At 52.8% G+C, this 20,964-nt stretch carries 15 protein-coding genes, 1 tRNA gene, 2 rRNA genes and 1 pseudogene (1 of these 19 running past the window's edge); 12 read left to right on the top strand and 7 right to left on the bottom strand.

What is annotated here, in order from left to right; translation table 11 throughout:
* The 5 genes from OGM61_02645 to OGM61_02665 all read left to right on the top strand — a co-directional run.
* Positions 1 to 2,484: ribosomal RNA gene (locus OGM61_02645) — 23S ribosomal RNA — on the top strand (it extends 354 nt beyond the left edge of the window).
* A 75-nt stretch (positions 2,485 to 2,559) separates the two neighbouring features.
* Positions 2,560 to 2,635, top strand: a tRNA-Lys gene (locus tag OGM61_02650).
* A gap of 28 nt (positions 2,636 to 2,663) precedes the next feature.
* Positions 2,664 to 2,780, top strand: a 5S ribosomal RNA gene (gene rrf, locus OGM61_02655).
* Positions 2,781 to 2,961: 181 nt separating this feature from the next.
* Complete coding sequence (locus OGM61_02660; protein ID UYI84985.1) at positions 2,962 to 3,447, top strand: sigma-70 family RNA polymerase sigma factor; 486 nt, start codon at positions 2,962 to 2,964, stop codon at positions 3,445 to 3,447.
* Positions 3,444 to 4,127, top strand: coding sequence for a zf-HC2 domain-containing protein (locus tag OGM61_02665; protein ID UYI84986.1), 684 nt, complete (start codon positions 3,444 to 3,446; stop codon positions 4,125 to 4,127). Before OGM61_02660 ends, OGM61_02665 begins: the two co-directional genes overlap by 4 nt.
* Before the next feature lie 88 nt (positions 4,128 to 4,215).
* Here OGM61_02665 and OGM61_02670 read toward each other — a convergent pair whose 3' ends face one another.
* Together OGM61_02670 and OGM61_02675 are read right to left on the bottom strand one after the other, a co-directional pair.
* Positions 4,216 to 4,494 (bottom strand): hypothetical protein, encoded by a 279-nt coding sequence (locus OGM61_02670; GenBank protein UYI84987.1) that lies wholly within the window; start codon positions 4,492 to 4,494, stop codon positions 4,216 to 4,218.
* Between the two features lie 301 nt (positions 4,495 to 4,795).
* Positions 4,796 to 5,575: a DeoR/GlpR family DNA-binding transcription regulator gene (locus OGM61_02675; protein UYI84988.1), complete on the bottom strand. Its 780-nt coding sequence runs from the start codon at positions 5,573 to 5,575 to the stop codon at positions 4,796 to 4,798.
* 508 nt (positions 5,576 to 6,083) lie between these two features.
* On the opposite strand from OGM61_02675, the gene deoC reads away from it, so the two are divergent.
* From deoC to rbsK, 7 genes are all read left to right on the top strand, one after another.
* Positions 6,084 to 6,728, top strand: coding sequence for a deoxyribose-phosphate aldolase (gene deoC, locus OGM61_02680; protein ID UYI84989.1), 645 nt, complete (start codon positions 6,084 to 6,086; stop codon positions 6,726 to 6,728).
* A 20-nt stretch (positions 6,729 to 6,748) separates the two neighbouring features.
* On the top strand, positions 6,749 to 8,245 hold the full coding sequence (locus tag OGM61_02685; protein ID UYI84990.1) for a sugar ABC transporter ATP-binding protein: 1,497 nt from the start codon (positions 6,749 to 6,751) through the stop codon (positions 8,243 to 8,245).
* A gap of 17 nt (positions 8,246 to 8,262) precedes the next feature.
* Positions 8,263 to 9,228: an ABC transporter permease gene (locus OGM61_02690; GenBank protein ID UYI84991.1), complete on the top strand. Its 966-nt coding sequence runs from the start codon at positions 8,263 to 8,265 to the stop codon at positions 9,226 to 9,228.
* 53 nt (positions 9,229 to 9,281) lie between these two features.
* Positions 9,282 to 10,481 (top strand): substrate-binding domain-containing protein, encoded by a 1,200-nt coding sequence (locus tag OGM61_02695; GenBank protein ID UYI84992.1) that lies wholly within the window; start codon positions 9,282 to 9,284, stop codon positions 10,479 to 10,481.
* Positions 10,482 to 10,680: 199 nt separating this feature from the next.
* Positions 10,681 to 11,640, top strand: a complete 960-nt coding sequence (locus OGM61_02700) for a hypothetical protein (GenBank protein UYI84993.1) — start codon at positions 10,681 to 10,683, stop codon at positions 11,638 to 11,640.
* A 166-nt stretch (positions 11,641 to 11,806) separates the two neighbouring features.
* Positions 11,807 to 13,909, top strand: coding sequence for an alpha-L-fucosidase (locus OGM61_02705; GenBank protein ID UYI84994.1), 2,103 nt, complete (start codon positions 11,807 to 11,809; stop codon positions 13,907 to 13,909).
* A 39-nt stretch (positions 13,910 to 13,948) separates the two neighbouring features.
* On the top strand, positions 13,949 to 14,872 hold the full coding sequence (gene rbsK, locus OGM61_02710) for a ribokinase (protein ID UYI84995.1): 924 nt from the start codon (positions 13,949 to 13,951) through the stop codon (positions 14,870 to 14,872).
* Between the two features lie 151 nt (positions 14,873 to 15,023).
* On the opposite strand, the pseudogene OGM61_02715 reads toward rbsK, so the two are convergent.
* From OGM61_02715 to OGM61_02735, 5 genes and pseudogenes are all read right to left on the bottom strand, one after another.
* Positions 15,024 to 15,278 (bottom strand): annotated as a pseudogene (locus tag OGM61_02715) (transposase).
* Positions 15,279 to 15,522: 244 nt separating this feature from the next.
* A complete protein-coding gene (locus OGM61_02720; GenBank protein UYI84996.1) occupies positions 15,523 to 16,413 on the bottom strand; it encodes an SDR family NAD(P)-dependent oxidoreductase in 891 nt (296 codons plus the stop codon).
* Positions 16,414 to 16,458: 45 nt separating this feature from the next.
* Positions 16,459 to 17,781: a hypothetical protein gene (locus OGM61_02725; protein UYI84997.1), complete on the bottom strand. Its 1,323-nt coding sequence runs from the start codon at positions 17,779 to 17,781 to the stop codon at positions 16,459 to 16,461.
* A 15-nt stretch (positions 17,782 to 17,796) separates the two neighbouring features.
* Complete coding sequence (locus OGM61_02730; protein UYI84998.1) at positions 17,797 to 19,056, bottom strand: MFS transporter; 1,260 nt, start codon at positions 19,054 to 19,056, stop codon at positions 17,797 to 17,799.
* Positions 19,057 to 19,370: 314 nt separating this feature from the next.
* Entirely contained in the window at positions 19,371 to 20,912 is a 1,542-nt protein-coding gene (locus OGM61_02735) for a helix-turn-helix domain-containing protein (protein ID UYI84999.1), read from the bottom strand.
* Between the last annotated feature and the right edge of the window lie 52 nt (positions 20,913 to 20,964).

Below are 20,964 nucleotides of genomic sequence, written 5' to 3' on the forward strand. Positions count from 1 at the left end.
AGAGGGTGAGAGTCCCGTAGACGAAAGAGAAGACTGACAGCGAGTATCCAGAGTACCGCCGGACACGTGAAACCCGGTGGGAACATGGGAGGACCACCTTCCAAGCCTAAATACTACCTGATGACCGATAGAGAAGCAGTACCGTGAGGGAAAGGTGAAAAGAACCCCGGGAGGGGAGTGAAATAGTACCTGAAACCTTGTGCTTACAAGCAGTCAGAGCACGTTAAAGTGTGATGGCGTACCTTTTGTAGAATGGTCCGGCGAGTTATAGTCACTGGCGAGGTTAAGCAATTCAGTTGTGGAGCCGAAGGGAAACCGAGTCTTAATAGGGCGTCGAGTCAGTGGCCATAGACCTGAAACCGGGTGACCTATCCATGAGCAGGTTGAAGTTGGTGTAAAAGCCAATGGAGGACCGAACCCACGTTCGTTGCAATGACCGGGGATGACTTGTGGATAGCGGAGAAATTCCAATCGAACTCGGAGATAGCTGGTTCTCCCCGAAATAGCTTTAGGGCTAGCGTTGTGTTAGTTTACCGGAGGTAGAGCACTGAATTGGCTAAGGGGCGATGAGCTTACTGAACCTTATCAAACTTCGAATGCCGGATAAATGGTGCACAGCAGTCAGACAGTGTGAGATAAGTTTCATTGTCAAGAGGGAAACAGCCCAGACCCACAGCTAAGGTCCCAAATGAACGCTAAGTGGAAAACGATGTGGGGTTGCAAAAACAACCAGGATGTTGGCTTAGAGGCAGCCACTCATTAAAAGAGTGCGTAATAGCTCACTGGTCGAGTGACCCTGCGCGGAAAATATAACGGGGCTAAGCGTCCAACCGAAGCTTGGGATGTCTAAGGACATGGTAGGGGAGCGTCGTGTATAGGGAGAAGCATGAGCGAGAGCACATGTGGACAGTACACGAGTGAGAATGCCGGAATGAGTAGCGAGAATTATGTGGGAATCATAATGGCCGAAAATCTAAGGTTTCTTGGGGAAGGTTCGTCCGCCCAAGGTAAGCCGGGAGCTAAGGCGAGGCCGAAAGGCGTAGTCGATGCACATACGGTTGAAATTCCGTAGCCGCCGAAATTGTTAAGCACAGGGACACATAGAGATATCCGAACCCGGGCGTTGGTTGACCCGGGCGCAAGGGACCGAACATCAGTAGGGAAGTCGGAGATGCTCTGTGGCGAGAAAAGCTGTGTGTATTGATTAGGCGCCCGTACCGCAAACCGACACAGGTAGATGAGGAGAGAATCCTAAGGCCAACGGGAGAAGGGTTGTTAAGGAACTCGGCAAATTGACCCCGTAACTTCGGGATAAGGGGAGCCTCCTACGGGAGGCCGCAGTGAATAGGCCCAAGCAACTGTTTACCAAAAACACAGGTCTCTGCTAAATCGAAAGATGACGTATAGGGGCTGACGCCTGCCCGGTGCCGGAAGGTTAAGAGGAGAGCTTAGCGCAAGCGAAGGTTCGAATTGAAGCCCCGGTAAACGGCGGCCGTAACTATAACGGTCCTAAGGTAGCGAAATTCCTTGTCAGGTAAGTTCTGACCCGCACGAATGGCGTAATGATTTGGGCACTGTCTCAACAGCCCGCCCGGCGAAATTGTAGTACTGGTGAAGATGCCAGTTACCCGCAACTAGACGGAAAGACCCCATGGAGCTTTACTGTAGCCTAATACTGAAGATCGGTAATGCATGTACAGGATAGGTGGGAGCCAGCGAAACCCGGGCGTCAGCTCGGATGGAGGCAACCTTGGAATACCACCCTTGTATTGCTGGTTTTCTAACCTGCGGCCATGAATCTGGTCGGGGGACACTGTTAGGTGGGCAGTTTGACTGGGGCGGTCGCCTCCAAAAGCGTAACGGAGGCGCTCAAAGGTTGGCTCAGCACGGACGGAAATCGTGCATAGAGTGCAAACGCATAAGCCAACTTGACTGCGAGACCGACGGGTCGAGCAGGTACGAAAGTAGGAGTTAGTGATCCGGTGGTATGTGAGTGGAAATGCCATCGCTCAACGGATAAAAGCTACCCTGGGGATAACAGGCTGATCTCCCCCAAGCGTCCACAGCGACGGGGAGGTTTGGCACCTCGATGTCGGCTCGTCACATCCTGGGGCTGTATTCGGTCCCAAGGGTTCGGCTGTTCGCCGATTAAAGTGGCACGCGAGCTGGGTTCAGAACGTCGTGAGACAGTTCGGTCCCTATCTGTTGCGGGCGCAGGAGATTTGAAGGGAGCTGTCCTTAGTACGAGAGGACCGGGATGGACAGACCTCTGGTGCACCAGTTGTCGTGCCAACGGCACAGCTGGGTAGCTACGTCTGGACGAGATAAACGCTGAAAGCATCTAAGTGTGAAACTCCCCCTAAGATAAGATCTCCCATCCATTAGGAGTAAGGGACGACAGAGACTATGTCGTTGATAGGTCGGAAGTGTAAGTGCAGTAATGCATTGAGCTGACCGATACTAATAACCCGAGGGCTTGACCTACAAGAACATTGCAGGCAAACCGCCTTGTGAATTCTTCATCCTCTGTTCGGTTTTGAAGGTGCAGACAAACCTTGAGCACCATTAGCTCAGCTGGTAGAGCACCTGACTCTTAATCAGGGTGTCCAGGGTTCGAGTCCCTGATGGTGTACCACCCTTGTGGTGTGCCACGAGGGTTCATAGTTGGTGTTTTTAACGGTGAGGGTTCACCCGTTCCCATTCCGAACACGGAAGTTAAGCTCACCAGTGCCGACAATACTTGTCTGGAGACGGACCGGGAAGATAGGTCAATGCCAACACAGAAGACCGCAGTCATTTGACTGCGGTCTTTTGCTATATTTGCACCGTTTTCCGCGCTGCTGTGATACAATGGCCCTGCCGTGGGATTTCAGACACGGCAGAAGAAAAATGCAGATCCGCTGTAACCTTTTGCATGCAGCGGACTCTTATAGACAGAACATCAAGATGGGAGGGGCAAGGATGGACACGTTCGACGTCATATTTACAACCTACAGTCCGCTCGTGTTCCGTTACCTGCGCTCCCTGTGCGGAGATGCGGCCGTCGCCGAAGAGCTCACGGCGGAGACCTTTTACCGCGCCTACACCCATTTTGATTCGTTTCGCGGCGACAGCAAGCTTGAGACGTGGCTGTGCGCCATTGCGAAAAACGCATACCTCAAGGACTGCCGGCGCAGCGCGCGCACGGTCGGCGCGGACGCGCTTGAGCCCCTGCCGGCGGAGACGGACTTCGTCGAGCGCTTTCTTGACCGCGAGCAGGCGCGGCAGATCTACCGCTACGTGCACGAGCTGGGCGCGCAGTATAAGGAAGTGTTTTTGCTGCGCACGCTCGGCGAGCTGAGCTTCCGCGACATTGCGGACATCTTCGGCAAGTCCGAATCGTGGGCGAAGGTCACGTACTTTCGCGCCAAAAACAAAATCATCGAACGAATGGAGGGATCGACATGAACCCGATTACCTGCGGCATGGCTGCGGATCTGCTGCCGCTCTATCTGGACGGCTGCTGCAGCGCCGACAGCCGTGCGGCGCTCGAGGCGCACATGGACGCCTGCCCGGCCTGCCGGGCGCAATATGCGCAGCTGCGGCGCGACCTGACGCCCGCTGCGCCCGCGGCGGAGGATCCCGGTACGGACGGGATCGCACGCGCTCTGGCGCGAAAAATGCGCCGCCGCAAGCGCTGCCTGCGCGCGCTCTGCGCGGTGCTGGGCGTGCTGCTGGCCGTGCTTCTTGTGTTCATCGGCAAGACCTTCGTGATCCTCGGCCAGCCGGGCGGCGCTGTGTCCGCCGCGCTCCCGGCCGGTGCGACCGATCTTGTCGCGCGTGAGGTCAGCGGCACGGCGGAGGAGGTCGGCGAGCATGTGTTTGCGACCGGAACGGCGCGGCTCGTCGTCTCGGCGGATGCGCTGCCGGATGCGCCCGTGACGGTGCGGCTCTGGCAGGTGCGCGAGACGCGCGAAAATACCATGGTCGCAACGCTCGACGCAAGGCACCGGTCGTGCATCTTTACGAATCTGCCGCCGCAGACGCTCTACGCCGTCACGGTGGACGGCGCGCCGGATGTGCAGCTCACCGTGCGCAGCCGGCTCACGTTCCGGGAGGCGTTTTCCCTCATGCTGCAGGAGCTGTGAGCAGGGGTAGAAATCGGACAGAAATCGCGAAAGCCCCGCCGGAAAACCGGCGGGGCTTTTGGGGTGCTGCGAAAAGAAAGGAATCGGATCAGTATTTCTGCAGCGGGGCGTATTTCTCGTGCAGCGCTTCCTCGCGCTCGAGGTCGGACTCGATGCGTCTGTGGCGTGCGCGGATCTGCTCGTGGGTGTGCATATGCGGCACCTTGTACATGTGGTTCTCCTCGACAGCCTTGAACAGGTACGGGCCGACGAAGGCGGGGTTCATGCCCTTGACGGTGATGTTGCTGTCGAACAGGCGGCGGTAATCCGCAGTCTGCTGTTTATTGCCGAGCTGAAAGACAGTCCGACAACGAGGGTGCTTATCCATGAGAAAAGCTCCCTTCGCCGCCCGGACAGTCCCTAGCCTTTTCTCTGGGAGACGACAAAGGCTTTGAGTGGATAGGGGCTTATGACATTACCGGACGAGCTTCTTGCCGGGACGGACACCGCCAAGACCGAAAGCAAGACCTGACAGGCGCAAATGCCCCCCGAGAGAATTTGAACACCCAACACCTGCGGGTCAAAGATATAGCAGGCCCAGAGTCGAAATTCCGACTCTGAGCCTGTTGAATTCTTGTTGTAATAGATGAAGCGGTGCTAAGGATGCGCAAAACAGATAATAGCACGCATCAGACGATTATGTACTTCAGATTGCTTTGCTCAAAGAGGCTAATCCAGTTTCCGCCTATATCGCTGTCTGTAATTACCATGTCGAAATCTGAAAGATTTGAGAACATGCAGGGACGCATTTTGCCGAACTTCGATGAGTCGACCAGTAGAATTCTTGTGGATGATGAGTTGATAGCCGCCTTCTTGTACATAAATTCATACGGCTCGATGCATGAAAGGTTTCCTTTTGAAGTTACTCCAGCTGCTGCCATAAAGCACTTGTTGATATTCAGTCTGGATATAAGCGCGACTCCTTCGGGAGAATCGAAAAGCTCGGTGTTCCTGTGGTAAAATCCGCCGCCGCAAATGAGAGAGATGTTGCTTCTGTTCTGGCAGGCAACCATAGTGTTCAGAGTGTAGCCCACTACCGTGATGGGAAAGTCCAGATTTAAGTGCTTGAGCATACACTCTGTGGTGGAACCCGTATCTATCAGAACGATATCATTCGGCTCAATGAGCTTGCAGGCCTCCAGACCGATTGCCTCCTTGCTGCCGGACATGCTCTGTCTCTCGTCGTGAATGAAATAGTCCTTCTTTATCTTCGAGCCATCCTGGTTATCATTCAGAATTGCAACGCCATTGATAACGGTGGTATATCCCTGCGCGGACAGCTCGTGCAAGTCTCGGCGTATGGTCATATCCGAGACTCCGATTTCCGAGGCAAGCGCGCTTATGGATTCACCTACTCTGTTTGCCAGGATGGAGAGAATACAGCTGATACGCTCGGGCTTGTTCTTCATATAAGCCTTCTCCTTTTCTGAACGGTATTTAACAAAATGCTCGTAATATTTTTAATTTATAACAAATTTATCACAGCGACAGAGAAAATTCAATAGCAACAAAGGGGAAATGCACCTTGGTTTTAACAAAATTTGCAGATTTGCTGGGATACAGAGGCGCGGTAATACGATTATAAGCCGGATATTTCATCTGAAATGCGCCGAATTTCGCATTATTCTGAGAAAATGTGCGTATTGGCAATCAGATAAATGACTTTTGTTATACAGCAAAGCAAAATGTTAACATGTCAACAAAATGTGTTAACAATTGCTGCCGATTAACAGCTAAAAAGAGCGGATGTTAAAAAAGTGTTGGTTTTATACAAACAAAGAGATGGATATTATGAACTATTCACAAAAAAGTTTTGAAATATTGACGCAAATTTTTCTTTATGTTAACATATGTTACAGGATGAACAAAACTTGTGATAAATAAATATTTTCACAAAAGCTGAAAGGATATATAACATTGAAGAAAGAAGAAGTATACGGACACATTGACCATACGCTCCTCAAGGCGTTTAGCACAACAGAGCAGATTGAAGCCATTGCAGAGGAGGCGCTGAAATACGGCACTGCATCTATATGCATTCCGGCAAGCTTTGTAAATTACATTCACAACAAATATAAGGATGTCAATATATGCACCGTAATTGGCTTTCCCCTCGGATATTCCACCACTTCAATCAAGGTTGCAGAGGCAAAGCAGGCAATTGAAGACGGCGCAAATGAAATCGATATGGTAATCAACATCGGCTGGGCAAAGGAGCATAAGTTTGATGCTGTTACCGAAGAGATCAAGGCCGTCAAAGCGGCGTGCGGGGACAAGATTCTGAAGGTTATCATTGAGACCTGCTATCTGACTGACGAGGAAAAAATCGCACTTTGCAAGTGCGTTTCGGATGCAAAGGCCGACTATATTAAGACCTCAACCGGATTTGGCACCGGTGGCGCAACGCTGGAGGATGTAAAGCTTTTGAAGGCCAATGTTGCACCTTATGTAAAAGTAAAGGCAGCAGGCGGTATGAAGACCAAGGCAGACCTTTTTGCACTCCTTGAGGCCGGTGCAGACAGACTCGGCACAAGCTCGGGCATAAAGCTTCTCAACGAATAATTTGTTGATGGTGATAACTGATGAGTACCCGTTTTCTTCTTGAAGCTAAAAACATAATTAAGACTTTCCCGCCTACTGTGGCATTGAATGATGTTCACTTTTGCCTGAGGCCCGGCGAAATCCACGGCCTGATGGGCGAGAACGGCTCAGGCAAGAGCACGATGTGTTCAATCGTTTCGGGCATTTATCCCTATGATTCAGGTGAACTCTTCCTGGATGGTGAGCCGTATTGCCCTAAGAATATGATTGACGCAGCAGCTAAGGGCGTTTGCATGATTGTTCAGGAGCAGGGGACCTTTGCGAGCACAACCGTTGCGGAAAACATATTCATCGGAAAAGAAAAGCAGTTTCATAACGGCATCAGGCTGGATACGAAAAAAATGGCGAATGCCGCACAGAAGATTCTTGATGAGCTTCAGATGCAGCACATTGACGCCAGAATGACCTGCGGCAGACTTTCCTTTGAGGACAGAAAGCTTGTAGAGATAGCAAGAGCAATGTATTCAGACCCAAAGGTTCTGATAATAGATGAGACGACCAGCGCACTTTCCAAGAACGGCCGCGATATTCTCTACGGCTTGATGGAAAAGATGAAGTCAGAGGGCAAGTCCGTAATCTTCATCTCACATGACATAGATGAGCTTATGGAAAAATGCGACTATCTGACGGTTTTCAGAGACGGCATTTACATTGACGAGGTGCCGAAGGAGAAATTCAATGCCGATCTGATCAAGCAGCTGATGGTTGGCAGAGAAATGGTCGGAGCCTACTATCGCGAGGATTTCAAGCCGAGCCACGAGGACGAGGTTGTCCTCTCGGTTGAGCATATTACGCAGGGAATTGTTACCGATGTCTCGTTCGATGCGTATAAGGGCGAGATACTCGGCATAGGCGGCCTGAACGAGTGCGGTATGCACGAGTTGGGCAAGCTGATATTCGGTCTTGAACCGCGTACGATCGGCGTTACCAGGTATCATGGCGGCGTTGAGTTCAAAAATCCGACTGATGCAATGAAGCTGGGCATCGGCTACATTTCCAAGGACCGCGACAAAGAAGCAATTCTCACAGCAGCAAGCATTCGTGATAACATCTGCCTTCCGTCCCTGAGTAAGCTGCAGAAGGGCATATTCATCACGGATAAGAGAGAGAAGGAGTTTACGAATTCCTACATAAATACGCTCGAAATCAAAACCAGCGGAATGGAACAGCTTTGTATGCATCTGTCCGGCGGCAATAAGCAGAAGGTCGTTATTGCGAAATGGGTGGGCTTCGATGCCTCCGTTCTGATAATGGACTGTCCCACCAGAGGCATAGACATCGGCGTTAAAGCGGAGATTTACCGCATCATGGAAAAAATGAAAGCGGACGGCAGGACCATAATACTGATTTCCGAGGAGCTGCCTGAGCTGATAGGTATGAGCGACAGACTGCTTATCATGAAGGACGGCAAAATCACAAAAGAGTTTCAGAGAAGCAAAGAGTTGTCCGACAGAGATATTATTAATTACATGATATAGGTGATAGGTGCTTTCTAATGAAAACGGATATAAAAAAGCATGAAAACGGCGGGGCAAAAAGCTGGATCAAGGCGCACCTGTCTGACATTATTCCCGTATTAGGCCTCATATTAGTGTTGGTATTCTTCAATGCGGTCAGCGGCGGAAAAGTATTTACAAAGACAAACTTCAACACGCTGTTCAACGAGGCTTTCAGCCTTCTGATTGTTACATACGCATTGATTTTTGTTATGGCGCAGGGCAAAAACGATATGTCCCTGGGCGGCGTTGTGGCACTTGCGGCGGCACTTGCGGCACACGCATCATCTATAAGCGGCAATTTGGTCCTGCCGGTTGCGCTGCTGGTCGGACTGCTGTGCGGCCTGCTGAACGGCTTGATTGTTACGGAGTTTAGAATTGACTCGTTTATTGCTACAATAGCAATGTCCTTCATCCTGAAGGGCTTTGTTGAATTGCTGCTCCAGTCGGGTGTTCAGTCCATACCCATCAAGATGATGATGCTCGATTCTCAGCAGCTTAAAATCACAGTTGCGCTGGTATTCGGTATTATTAGCTTCATACTGTTTAAGTACACCATGTTCGGCAAGCATTGCCGCGCAATAGGCTCAAGGCTGGAAGTCTGCAGACAGTCCGGCGTAAGAGTAAAGCTCGTTCAGTACGGAAGCTATGTGTTCACGGGTTTGGCCTCCGGTCTTGTTGCATTCTTCTTCCTCATCCGCTCCGGTGCTGCTAATATCGGCACGGCAAGCAATTTGGAATTCAATGCGCTGCAGGCGCTGATGCTCGGCGGCGTGCTGATCACAGGCGGCTCGTCCGTTAAGTTCAGAAGTGCGGTAATCGGCAGCATCACGATGGCGGCACTTGCAAATGGTATGACCCTGTGGGGCGTTGAGACACTGACTCAGCAACTTATCAAGGGATTTATATTCCTTATTGTAATTGCGCTTACATTTGAAAGAAAGAGCGTAGAGGTAATCAAGTGAATTTTGTAATTCTCATTACCGGCAGAGTAATGAAAAGAAAAAGGAGAAAAAATATGAAGAAAGTCATCGCCCTCTTGCTGGCGGCAGTTATGGTGTTTGCACTTTGTGCATGCGGCCAGCAAGGCGCTGAGGGGAAAGATCCCGCAGCAAAACTTCCCGAGTTCAAGCTCGGCATCCCCATGGAAAACACCGCAAACCCTGCACAGTATTCCTACCTTGAGAACATGGTTTACCTGTGCGGCAACTTCCCCAACGGCGGCACCGCAGTTGCAGAAGCTGACGACCTGACCGACCCCGATCATATGATTTCCAGCGTTGAGAAACTTATCTCTGCAGGCTGCAATATGATCACCATCTGCCCCTGCAACGACACTATGCTCATCAAGGTTGCAAAGCTTTGCGAAGAGAACAAGGTTTACTGGGCAGTTGCATGGCGCGACATCCTCGACCCCGAGGTACGTGATGTTGTATACGCATCTCCCTACTTCTGCGGCACCGCAGTTCAGTCCGACCTGAACGCAGGCTATGCAGCAGTTAAGGCAATGGGCGAAGCAGGCATGAAGAAGATCGGCCTCATCTCTTTGGACAAGAGCAGCTCCTGCGCAGCACTTCGTGAAAAGGGCATGCAGAAGGCGCTTGACGAGTACGGCATGCAAGTTGTTGCTGAGGCAAGAGACCTCCAGCAGGCAGCTGACGCAGCACAGGCAGTTGAAAGCTTCATCGTTGCAAATCCCGACCTCGACGGTGTTTACATCGCTTGCTCCATGGGCATGAACATCCTCGACGGCACGCTCTCCGCGCTTGAGCAGTACGACCCCGACAACCACATCAAGATCAGCGTTATTGACTTCCTGACCGGACTCGACACCTGCTTCGAGAAGGATAGAATCATTTGCGCACAGGGCGGTATTTACATCCCCGTTCAGATTGCCTGCGGTATGCTCGAGATGAACGCAATCCTCAATGGCGGCCGCCTCGGTGGACAGGCATGGGATGTTCCCATCTCCTTCGGTGCAGTCGGCTCCGCTGAAGAGTTCAAGGATTACAGCAAGTTCTGCGAAGGAGCACTTCCTACTTACACCTTTGAAGAGCTGCAGAACCTGTTCATCACCTACAATCCCGATGTAACCGGTGAAGACATCATCGCTTGGGGTAATGCATTCAACCTCGCCGACATTTATGCTGCACATGCAGACCTCGCAGCACCCGTAAAGGGACCCAACGGCGTTGAATATGTTCCCTTTGCAAAGTAATTGTGTTCAATTAGCCTGAACTTAACACCACACAAATTCCGGGGGGAGGTTTATTCTCCCCCCGGCACTGAAAAAACCGTCACCCATCTCTGCGTTTTTGCTTTATATGTGTTATGAATGACGCACGTTTTCCCCTTATGAAAAGTAATGCAGCAGCTGCATTATTACTGACAATAATCGTTGTTAAAGGTTTACTGTTATGAAGGAAAAAAAGAACAATATATTTATCGTACTTGCCGTACCGGTGGTCATCTTTTTAATTCTGACTGCCTGCATAGATAATTACGGCTTCCATTCTCTGAAGATTGTTCTGTCTCAAGCCATTATCCCTACAACTCTGGGATATGCAATGTGCTTTACCAACGCAATTGGTATGTTCGATCTCAGCTGCGCATCTGCTATGATCATTGCTGCAATGATAGGAGGTTCTCTCGGAAACACAATGGGAATTCCCGGCCTCATCATCGGCTGCATAGCCGTTGGCGTTGTGCTGGGTGTAATTAACGGCACTGTGTACAAGCTGCTGAAGATTCCCTGTCTCATTGTATCTCTGGGCCTGCTGCTCATCTACGAGATACTTGCACAGAAAATCGGTCTCGGCGTCAGCAAGACAATTCCCGCTGATGTCGGCATTATCGGCAAATTCCCCTATAGTTTGATTATATTGGGAGCAAGCGCACTCTTGTTCTATTACATATACAATAAAACCTGCATTGCCTGCCACATTCGCGCGGTAGGTAATGAGGAGCTTCTCGCCAACGCACTTGGCGTCAATGCAATGAATACCAAGTATATGACCTTTGTGCTTGCCGGTATCTTTATCGGCATTACCGCAATCCTGCAGATTTCTTATGCAAACAGCATTACCACGGTTTCTTCCCTGAGGAGTATCTCGATGATATTCCAGCCTCTTATGGGCGTGCTGATTGCATTTGCAATTCAGGAATGGTGCAATCTGACGCTTGGTGTATTCATAAGCCAGTTCACCCTTTCCATGATGTTCAATGCATTGATTGCTCTGGGTGTCCCGAGCAAGATGCAGGATGTTGTGCTGGGTGTTATGCTCATAATCGTAATGGGTATTGCGCTGAACAACAAGCGTATCAGCGGATTCTTTGAAAGAAAAGCAAGAAGAAAAGAATTAATGAAAAGAGCCTAATTGAGTTCAATTAGGCTCTTTCAAAAACATGCGCAAATTGAAAAGAGCATAAAAAGACATAGCTTACAGGCTTTGGCAGAATGAAGCCACGACACACCATCATTTGTAAAGAAGTATGTGCTTACGAAATGTTCGATATTCAGATATAAAATAAAGGAGCGCGATCATGGCATTCAGATATTCTGATAAATATAAGAAATACTCTCTTGATATGCATGTAAATGTAACGAGAGACGAATTCCTTAAGCAGTTTGACCCGGAGGCTCTTGCTAAGGACATTATCTCAACAGGTGCTGAGGCGGGAATGATGTACATTCAGTCCCATTACGGCTATTCCTACTGGCCTACAAAGGTTGGCGAAATGCACCCGGGTCTCATCGGAAATGAAGATGCATTCAAAAGGCTGTACGATGAAATGCACAAGGGCGGAATGGATGTTGATGTATACTTCAGCATGATTTATAACAACTGGGCATATGACCACCATCCCGAGTGGAGAATTAAAGACATAGACGGCCACTATTCGCGCGACAAGGGCAGAAGATTCGGCCTTTGCTGCCCGAACAGCGAGGGCTACAAAAAGTTCTGCAGAGACCAGATTGCAGATTTCACTGAATATGTAGGTCCCTATGAGGCGTTTTTTGCGGATATGACCTTCTGGCCCACAGTATGCTACTGCGACAATTGCAGAGCAAGATGGGAAAAGGAAGTCGGCGGAGAAATGCCGAGAATTGTCAATTGGAAGGACGAACGTTGGAAGCTTTTCCAGCGCAAGCGCGAGGAGTGGCTGCAGGACTATATGCAGTACATCTACGATTCCGTCAAGATGGTCAATCCCGGCGCAGTTGTCGAAATGCAGAACTCCACCATGCCGGGAAGCTGGATGATGGGCGTAACCGAGAATGCCACGATTGCAAGCGATGCAGTTTCCGGCGATTTGTATGGCGGTTTTTCTCAGCAGACCTTTGCCTGCAAAATGTACTACAATATGACGCCCAATCTGCCGTTCAACTATACTACCTCAAGGTGCGAGCCGTCTCTTGACGAGCATACCACTATTAAATCCGAGGTAATGATGAAGCTCCATGCAATGCTGTCATTTATCAATCACGGCAGCAACATATTTGTTGACGCAGTGGATATGACCGGCACATATGAACCGTTGGTGTACAGCCGCCTTAAGAATGTATATGATGATGCGGCAAAATTTGAAAAGTATTTCTCAAAGGGCAAGCCCTGCACGGATATAGGCATATACTTCAATCTGCATGGCAAGTACGACGAGGAGATGCCGCCTATGGACATCTCTGAGAGCAAGAACATCAGCAGGGCAATACCGCATCTTGACAGCAGCATCAATGTCAGCGAAACGCTGCAGAGAGCGCATATACCCTACAGCGTGTATACCAGCTTCCACCCTGAGCAGTGGGGCAAAGCAAAAATGCTTATCGTGAGCGATGCGCCCAATATGAGCAAGGAAAATATGTCTGAGCTGAAGGCTTATGTCGAAGACGGCGGCATAGCGTATATCAGCGGTCACAGCGCACAGCCTCTGGTTGAGGAGATTTTCGGCGGAAAGATCACGGGACGTACCGACGAAACAATCACCTATATTGCCCCCGAGGATGAGGTGGCATCGCTGTTTGGTGAGTACAGCAGAAAATATCCTTTGACAGTGTACGACAGTGCGTATATTCTTGAAGGAGCAACGAACGGCAAGGTGCTTGCAAAGCTGACGCTGCCGTATTCACTGCAGGCAAGCTCATTCCTGGTATGTGCAGACCTCGAGCTTCAGGTGGAAGCGGATCCGAATGACCCGCGCAATGAGAGTGCATCCATGCACTCAGACCCACCCGGAATCGCAACAGACTACCCTGCAATGATGGAAGCAGAGGTCGGCAAGGGCAAGATAATATGGGTATGTGCACCCTTTGAGAACACAAGCCTGACACAGCCCAGAAAGGTATTCACATCATTTGTAAAGAAGTATGTGCCTGAGATGCGCTTCGCTTCAGACGATACGCCGTATGTGGTTGAGTATCAGCTGTGGGAGGATGAAGAGGGCAAATATCTGTCTGCAATCAACCTGCAGTACGCAGATGAGGTTCTGCCGGTATTTGACTTCAATATCTGCATAAGGACGGAAAAGCCTGCAAAGATCACCCGCGTATCAGACGGCAGGGAAATGGGCTTTGAGTATTCAGACGGCAAGCTTGTTCTGCACATTGACAGACTTGACCTTTACGAAATGTTCGATATTCAGATATAATTGTGATAGCTGCAGCGTGTCAGCAAAAGGAGAAAAGCAATGGAAAACAAAAAGATAGTAGTATTTGGCAGCTATGTAACTGACCTTACCGGCAGAACCCCTAAGTTTCCCACAGAGGGCGAAACGGTAATGGGTGTGTCCTTCAAAAGCGGACCGGGAGGAAAGGGCTCCAACCAGGCGGTAGCTGCAAAGCGAGCCGGAGGCGATGTAACACTTGTAACCAGACTCGGTGAGGACGACTTCGGAAAGCTGGCACTTAATTTCTATGACAAAGAGGGAATCGATTCCTCAAAAATCATTGTTGATAAAAATTCTGACACAGGTGCTGCACTGATAATCGTAAACGAAGCGACTGGACAGAACGAAATCATTGTAATTATCGGTGCCTGCGGAGAGTTCAAGCCCGAGGAGGTTCAGGCGCTTAAAGAAACTGTCGCCTCAGCGGGAACGGTTCTCTGCCAGCTTGAAACAAATCCGGAGGCTACCTACAAGGTGCTTGATATGGCAAAGCAGGCAGGTGTGACGACTGTTTTTAATCCTGCACCGGCAAGAAAGCTGCCTGATGAGGTGTTGAACGGCATAGATTACATCACCCCCAACGAAACAGAAGCAGAAATTATAACAGGCATTGCAGTTACCGGTTATGAGAGCGCCTCAAAGGCGGCAGATGTTCTTCTCGGCAAGGGAGTTAAGAATGTTGTCATCACGCTCGGAAACAAGGGCTATTATGCCAAAAATGCACAGTCTGAGTTTACCGGTGCGCCGATTCAGGTAAATGTTGTTGATACAACGGGAGCAGGTGATGCCTTTAACGGCGGCTTTACTGCGGCGCTTGCGGCGGGAATGAGCTTTGAAGCTGCGCTTATATACGGCAATGTAACCGGCGGACTGGCGGTCGAAAAGCTCGGTACAGCACCGGCGATGCCTTATAAAGAAGAGATTATGGCAGCACTGAACAAGTAATTATTTGAAAAGGTGCAGATACTTGAACCTGTATGTTCAGAAATTCAAGGTCTGCACCGATTTTTTGCTGTAGAAGACGAGTATAGGTGAGGTTCGGCGATCCCGTCAAGATTTATGCGCAAATGTATTTGCAGGCTCCGGCTGAATGAAGTCAGCCGGCAATGGGGGCGTCGTCCAGAGCCGCCTCCAAGTGCTTCATGTTCATGTATTTCTTGCAGCCCAACTGGGTGCCCGCCGCGTGGCGAAGTCGGGCGCAGACCAGCATCAGGGCGGAGTTCCCGTCAGGGAATGTCCCCACCACACGGGTGCGGCGGCAGATCTCACGGTTCAGCCGCTCGATCACGTTGTTGGTACGGATGCGGGTCCAATGCTCGCTGGGAAAATCGCAGTAGGTCAGCGTTTCCTCTGTACAATTTTCTCGGACATAGTTTGCTGTCTCCTTTCAGAATGGTGTGTGGTAACTTCATTCTACCAGAGCCTGCATGCTATGTCTTCTTTTATGCGATTTTCAATTTGCGCACCTTATTGTACATTATCTTCCCTCATGCTGCAGGAGCTGTGAGCGGGGATAGAAACCGGACAGAAATCGCGAAAGCCCCGCCGGAAAACCGGCGGGGCTTTTGGGGTGTTGCGAAAAGAAAGGGATCGGATCAGTATTTCTGCAGCGGGGCGTATTTCTCATGCAGCGCTTCCTCACGCTCGAGGTCGGACTCGATGCGTCTGTGGCGTGCGCGGATCTGCTCGTGGGTGTGCATATGCGGCACCTTGTACATGTGGTTCTCCTCGACAGCCTCGAACAGGTACGGGCCGACGAAGGCGGGGTTCATGCCCTTGACGGTGATGTTGCTGTCGAACAGGCGGCGGTAATCCCAGTAGCTGTCGGTGGCGTAGAACGGGTCGCACGGGACGCTGTAGTCGGCCGGGCGGTGATCCTCGCTGTTGTGGATGTTCGTGTGCACATATTCGGGACAGAACACGCTCACACCCATCATGCTGTAGTCGGGGTCGTTCTCGGCGAGGTCGCGCACGGCCTCAGCGATGCAGACGGCGGCATGCTTGCTCGCAAGGTAGGCCGTATTGTAGCGCAGGCCGGTGATCAGGCCGGCGATGGATGCGGTGAACAGGAAGTGGCAGGGCGTGCCCTGCTGCTTGAAGATGGGCAGCACCTCGTGCACGTAATAGGTCAGGCCGAGCACGTTCGTGTTCATGGCCCAGGCCCAGTCCTGAGGCGGATGGTTGTAGACCCAGCCGGCGGTGGCGATGCCGGCGTTGGCGAACATCAGGTCGAGCTGGCCGTACTCCTGCATGACGCGCAGGATGCTGAAGCGGACCTCTTCATACTTTGTGACGTCGGTCTTGATGGTGACGACCTTCGGCGCGCCGGCCTTCTCGCAGATGGCCTTGGTCTCCTCGAGACCCTCGGTGTTGATGTCGATGAGGGCGAGGCGCATGCCGCGCTTGGCAGCCTCTTCAGCGAAGGCGCGGCCGATGCCGGTGGCGGAGCCGGTGATGGCGGCAACTTTGTTCTTGAATTCTTTCATGTCTTGACTTCCTTTCTGTTGTGATATGGTGTGAGTTGACGGGGCTCAGGCGAGACCCGGGAACAGGACGCACATGAGCGTGACGGCGGCGGTACCGACGGTCGTGGCGATGACGGTCGTCACGAACAGGGCGGGGTAGACCTCCTTGAGCTTCATGTGGCACATGGGCAGCAGCATGAGGATGCTGCCCGAATAGGGCATGGAGTCGAGCGTGGTGGCCGCAAACGCGGACACGCGGTGGATGGTGCTGGCCGTCAGACCGAGCGCCTGCAGCTTCGGCGCGATGATCGGCAGCGCGACGAGCTGGCCGGTGGACGAGCCGCCGGTGAGCATGCACATGAGCGCCACAACGACCCAGCAGATGAGGATCGGCGCGATGCTGATGCTTGTGATGGCGGTGATCATGGACTGGAACGCGTCCGTGTTGGTGATGACGCCGGCGAAGCCGCAGATTGCGGCGACGGTCATCGTCATGGGCACGGAGTCGACGGCGCCGCTGTTGAGCATGGCCTTGAGATCCCTGCGGCGCAGCTGCGGCCAGAACAGCACGAGAGACAGCGCGATGGAGCACAACAGGCAGATGTTGATGTTGAGCTTCCAGATGTTGAACAGCAGGAAGAGGACGGCCATCGGAATGAGGGCGACGATCAGCTTCGGCTTGCTGCCTGTGCTGTCATAACGCGGGTCGAGCGGGTGGAGCTCGAAGTGCTCGCCGCGTTTGCGGGCGCGGTTGATGAGCAGGTTCATGATGACGAGGATCGCGGCGATCTCCGCCGCCGCGCCCACGAGACCGGGCACCAGTGCCACATCGGCCGCCGTGCCGAGCACGGTCATGGCGGCTACGTTCGTGACCTGCGGGCTGCCGGGCACGGTCAGCGTGAAGGTGAACGAGCCCGCGCCCAGAATGCCGAGGATGAACTTCTTCGGGATATCGCAGCGCTCGAAAATGACCAGCGCGATCGGGTACATGAGCACGATGACGACGCCGGCGATGATGCCGCCGAGGTTGAGGATGGTGCCGATGACCAGGATCACAGACATGCCGATGAGGTTTTTGCCGGTATTGCTCATGTTCTCCTTGAGCAGGCGGTTCATGACGGTGTCGGCGATGGTGTAGGCGGCGCCGCTCTCCGTGTAGATCTTCGACTGCAGGCAGCCGAAGAGGATCATGAAGAAGAAGCTCTTGACGGCGGTGAACATACCGCTGACATAGTCGCCGACGAGGCTGTCGATAAACGGCAGCGTGTTGCAGGCGATGACGACGCACGCGCCGGCAAATGTGGCCAGATAGACCGACCAGTCTTTATAGCAGAGATAGATAACGATCAGAAAACCAAGGATACAGCCGATGACGCCCAATGTTGACACCTCTTCCGATCGGGATTACACAGATTCGGCCTGCTTCTCGGCCGCATCGAGGGGCTTGCGATCCACCTTCGGGATCAGGTACATGGACACAACGGCGACGCACGAGAGCACGATGCCATAGATGAACGAGGCGGTGTAGCCGCCGGTGGAGGCAACGAGCGCGGCGCTGATGCGCGGCGTGATGAGCGTGCAGAAGATCATGTAGCCGAACAGGGCCACGCCGTAGATGCCGCCGGCGTAGACCGGGCCGTAGGACTTGTTGATCGTGACGGGGTAGACGCTGTTGGTGGCGCCGAAGCCGAGGCCGAGCAGCGCATAGCCGAGGTAGAACATGAACAGCGAGTGCGCGGCGATCAGGCAGATGGCGGACAGGATGCACAGTACGCCGCAGATGCCGTAGACGTGCTTGTAGCTGATCTTGTCGCACAGCGCGCCGAGGAACAGGCGGCTGAGGGTATTGGCGATGAAGTAGATCGACACGCCCAGCGTGGCCGCGCTCAGCGTGAAGCCGGCGTCGGTCATGTACACGGAGAAGCGCGGGAACATGATCATATACATCGTCGGGAAGAAGGCGGTGCACACGATCAGGTGCCAGATGGGACGGGTCTTGAGCGCGCGGCGCACGTTATAGCTCTCGAGCTGGGTCTCCGCACTCGAGGCGGAGCCGGCAAAGCCGGCGGGCGTGTAGCCGACAGGCGCCTGACGGACGCCGAGCGCGCACACGACGCACACGACCAGGGACACGAGGCCGACGATGCGCAGCGTGGAGATGATGCCGGTGGACTGCACGAGCTTCGAGCAGATCGGCGCGAGGAAGGCGGACGAGCCACCGGTGAAGGCCATGCACAGGCCGGAAACGAGGCCGCGCTTGTCCGGATACCAGCCGGTGGAGACATAGGTGGCCACGGTGTAGGCGAGGCCGTTGCCGAGACCCTGCAGGAAGCTGAAGGTCACATACAGCAGCCACGGGGACGACTGCGGCACGAAGCTGCTGGTCAGCGTGCCGAGCGGGAACAGCACGGCGCCGAGCAGCATGGCGTTTCTTGCGCCGATCTTCGACATGAGCGTGCCGCCGATCAGAGCGCCGGGCGTCCAGCACAGCAGCATGGTCGTGCTGACGTTTGCGATGGCGTCTGCGGTCCAGTTAAAGTGTGCTGCCAGCGGGGAAACAAATACGGCTGCAGAGTTGGTCACGCCGGTGATGAGCAAAATCACCAGGCAGCGGATCAGGATTCCAAGGCGGTTGCGATCCATATTCTCGATCGTCTTTTCCATCGAGATTCTCCTTTCTATCATTGACATGGTCCTGCGCTCCGGCAGCCGGGCAGACAGCCGTCCGGAGCGCTCCGCACCGCCGCGACGGACGGCTGCGGAGCTGCGTTCGTGTGTCCCTGCGGGATACACATCGGTTTTGTTCGGTTGTGCCCATTATATTTGCTTGACAGGAAATCGACAATGTTTGCCGTGCACAGTATCCGGTCAAAATTTTGTCATAGAGACCAATCCGCATTTTGCTCCGGAAACCGTTTTTGACGCAAAAAACCGGACCGGCAAGCTTTGCCGGTCCGGTTTTCAGGCTGCGGCCGCCGTCAGAAGGCGACGTTGTTGAGGTAGCCGTCGATCAGAAAAGACAGCTGGAGCGAAAACAGCAGCTCTGTCGTCGAAAGGTCGATCCCGCAGATGGATTCGATCTGTGCGATGCGGTAGTTGACGGTGTTGCGGTGCAGAAAGAGCCGCTCGGAGGTGTGCGCCTTGTTAAAGCCGCATTTGGTGAATACGCGCAGCGTCTGGTAGAGCTCGGCGCTTTTTTCGCGGTCGTAGTGGATGAGCGTGTCGAGCGCGGGATGCCGGATGAAGGACAGCAGGCTTTTGTCCTCGACCTGATCGAGCAGCGCGTAATACACGTAGTCCGAGAAAAAGAAGAGCTTCTGGTCCGAGCGCATCTGCTTGGCCAATTGCAAGGTCTGCAGCAGCATGTTATAGTGGAGTGAAAGCTGGTTGTTGGCCTGAAAACAGTTGCTGATGCCGACGATCAGCCGGTGCCCCTGCGTGTACTGCTCCAGTGCTGCGCGCTGTTCGGGCGTGATGGTGCCGCCGTCCGCCGCTGTCAGCAGCAGCACCAGATCGTTCTTGACCACCGAAAAGGCCGTCTTGCCGAAGATGGCCTGCATATCTGGAATGAGGCGGGATTTGTAGTAGGCCGGCTCCTTATAATAGACCGGCCGGATGATCGCCAGACATTTCTGCTCCGGAAAGCTCAGCTTGGCCAGCTTCATGCGGCGCTCCATGTCCACGTTCTGCGCGCCGGCGAGCATATCGGCAAAGATGTTGTTGAGCTGGGAGGCGCGGTAATCGATCCAGTTGCCGTTGTTGCTTTTGACGATGCGCTCCTTTGCCGAGTTGGACAGCAGCGGGATGATCTGCTGCTCGGCCGCGCTGAACATGCCGGTCTTGCTCACGATGATGACGTAGCCCATCATGAAATTGTCGTAGACGATGCGCGTGCACAGCAGATAGCGCTGCATGTGCTCGCAAAAGAGCGTGAAGGGCTTGTCCGAGAGGGAATACTCGTTTTTGCGCCGCCGGTCCTCGATGTACTCCATTAGAATATCGCTGCAGTATCCCTGCTCGATGCTCCGCATCCACAGCGGGTAGTCCACATAGAAGTTTTTCGTCTTGGCCACGAGCTTTCCCGTGCTGTCGATCACGACGAACAGGTCGCCGGTGACGTCGGTCATTTTGGTCAGCACCCGGTCCAGCTCCGCACCGTTGCAGAGCATATACAGCACCTGTGTATAGAGCTGCTGGTCGGACTGCTGGTAGCTCAGCAGTTCCTTTACGGTCTGAAACAGCACGGCAAATTCACCGCGATCGATCATGGCGCTGTTCGTCAGTCTGTCCGCTAGCTCCGGCGGCAGCGTGCCGTAGTACAGCAGGTTGGTCGGCAGTACGGTGTCCGGTGTCAGCTGCCCCGCGTCGGCAAAATAGAGCGTTCCGGCCTGCACATCGCTCTGACCGGAGGCAAGGATGTTGACGTCCGCCAGTTCGCAGTCGGAACGAATGTCGATGTACATGAGCATATGCGGCTGACTGGCCGAATGCAGCTTTGTGATCAGTTCGGAAAATTTCACGGTCGTGCCTCCTCGGATATACTAAAATTGTTAAAAAAATATTTAACTCAAT

Source organism: Clostridiales bacterium (assembly GCA_025757645.1).
Taxonomy (GTDB): domain Bacteria; phylum Bacillota; class Clostridia; order Oscillospirales; family Oscillospiraceae; genus CAG-103.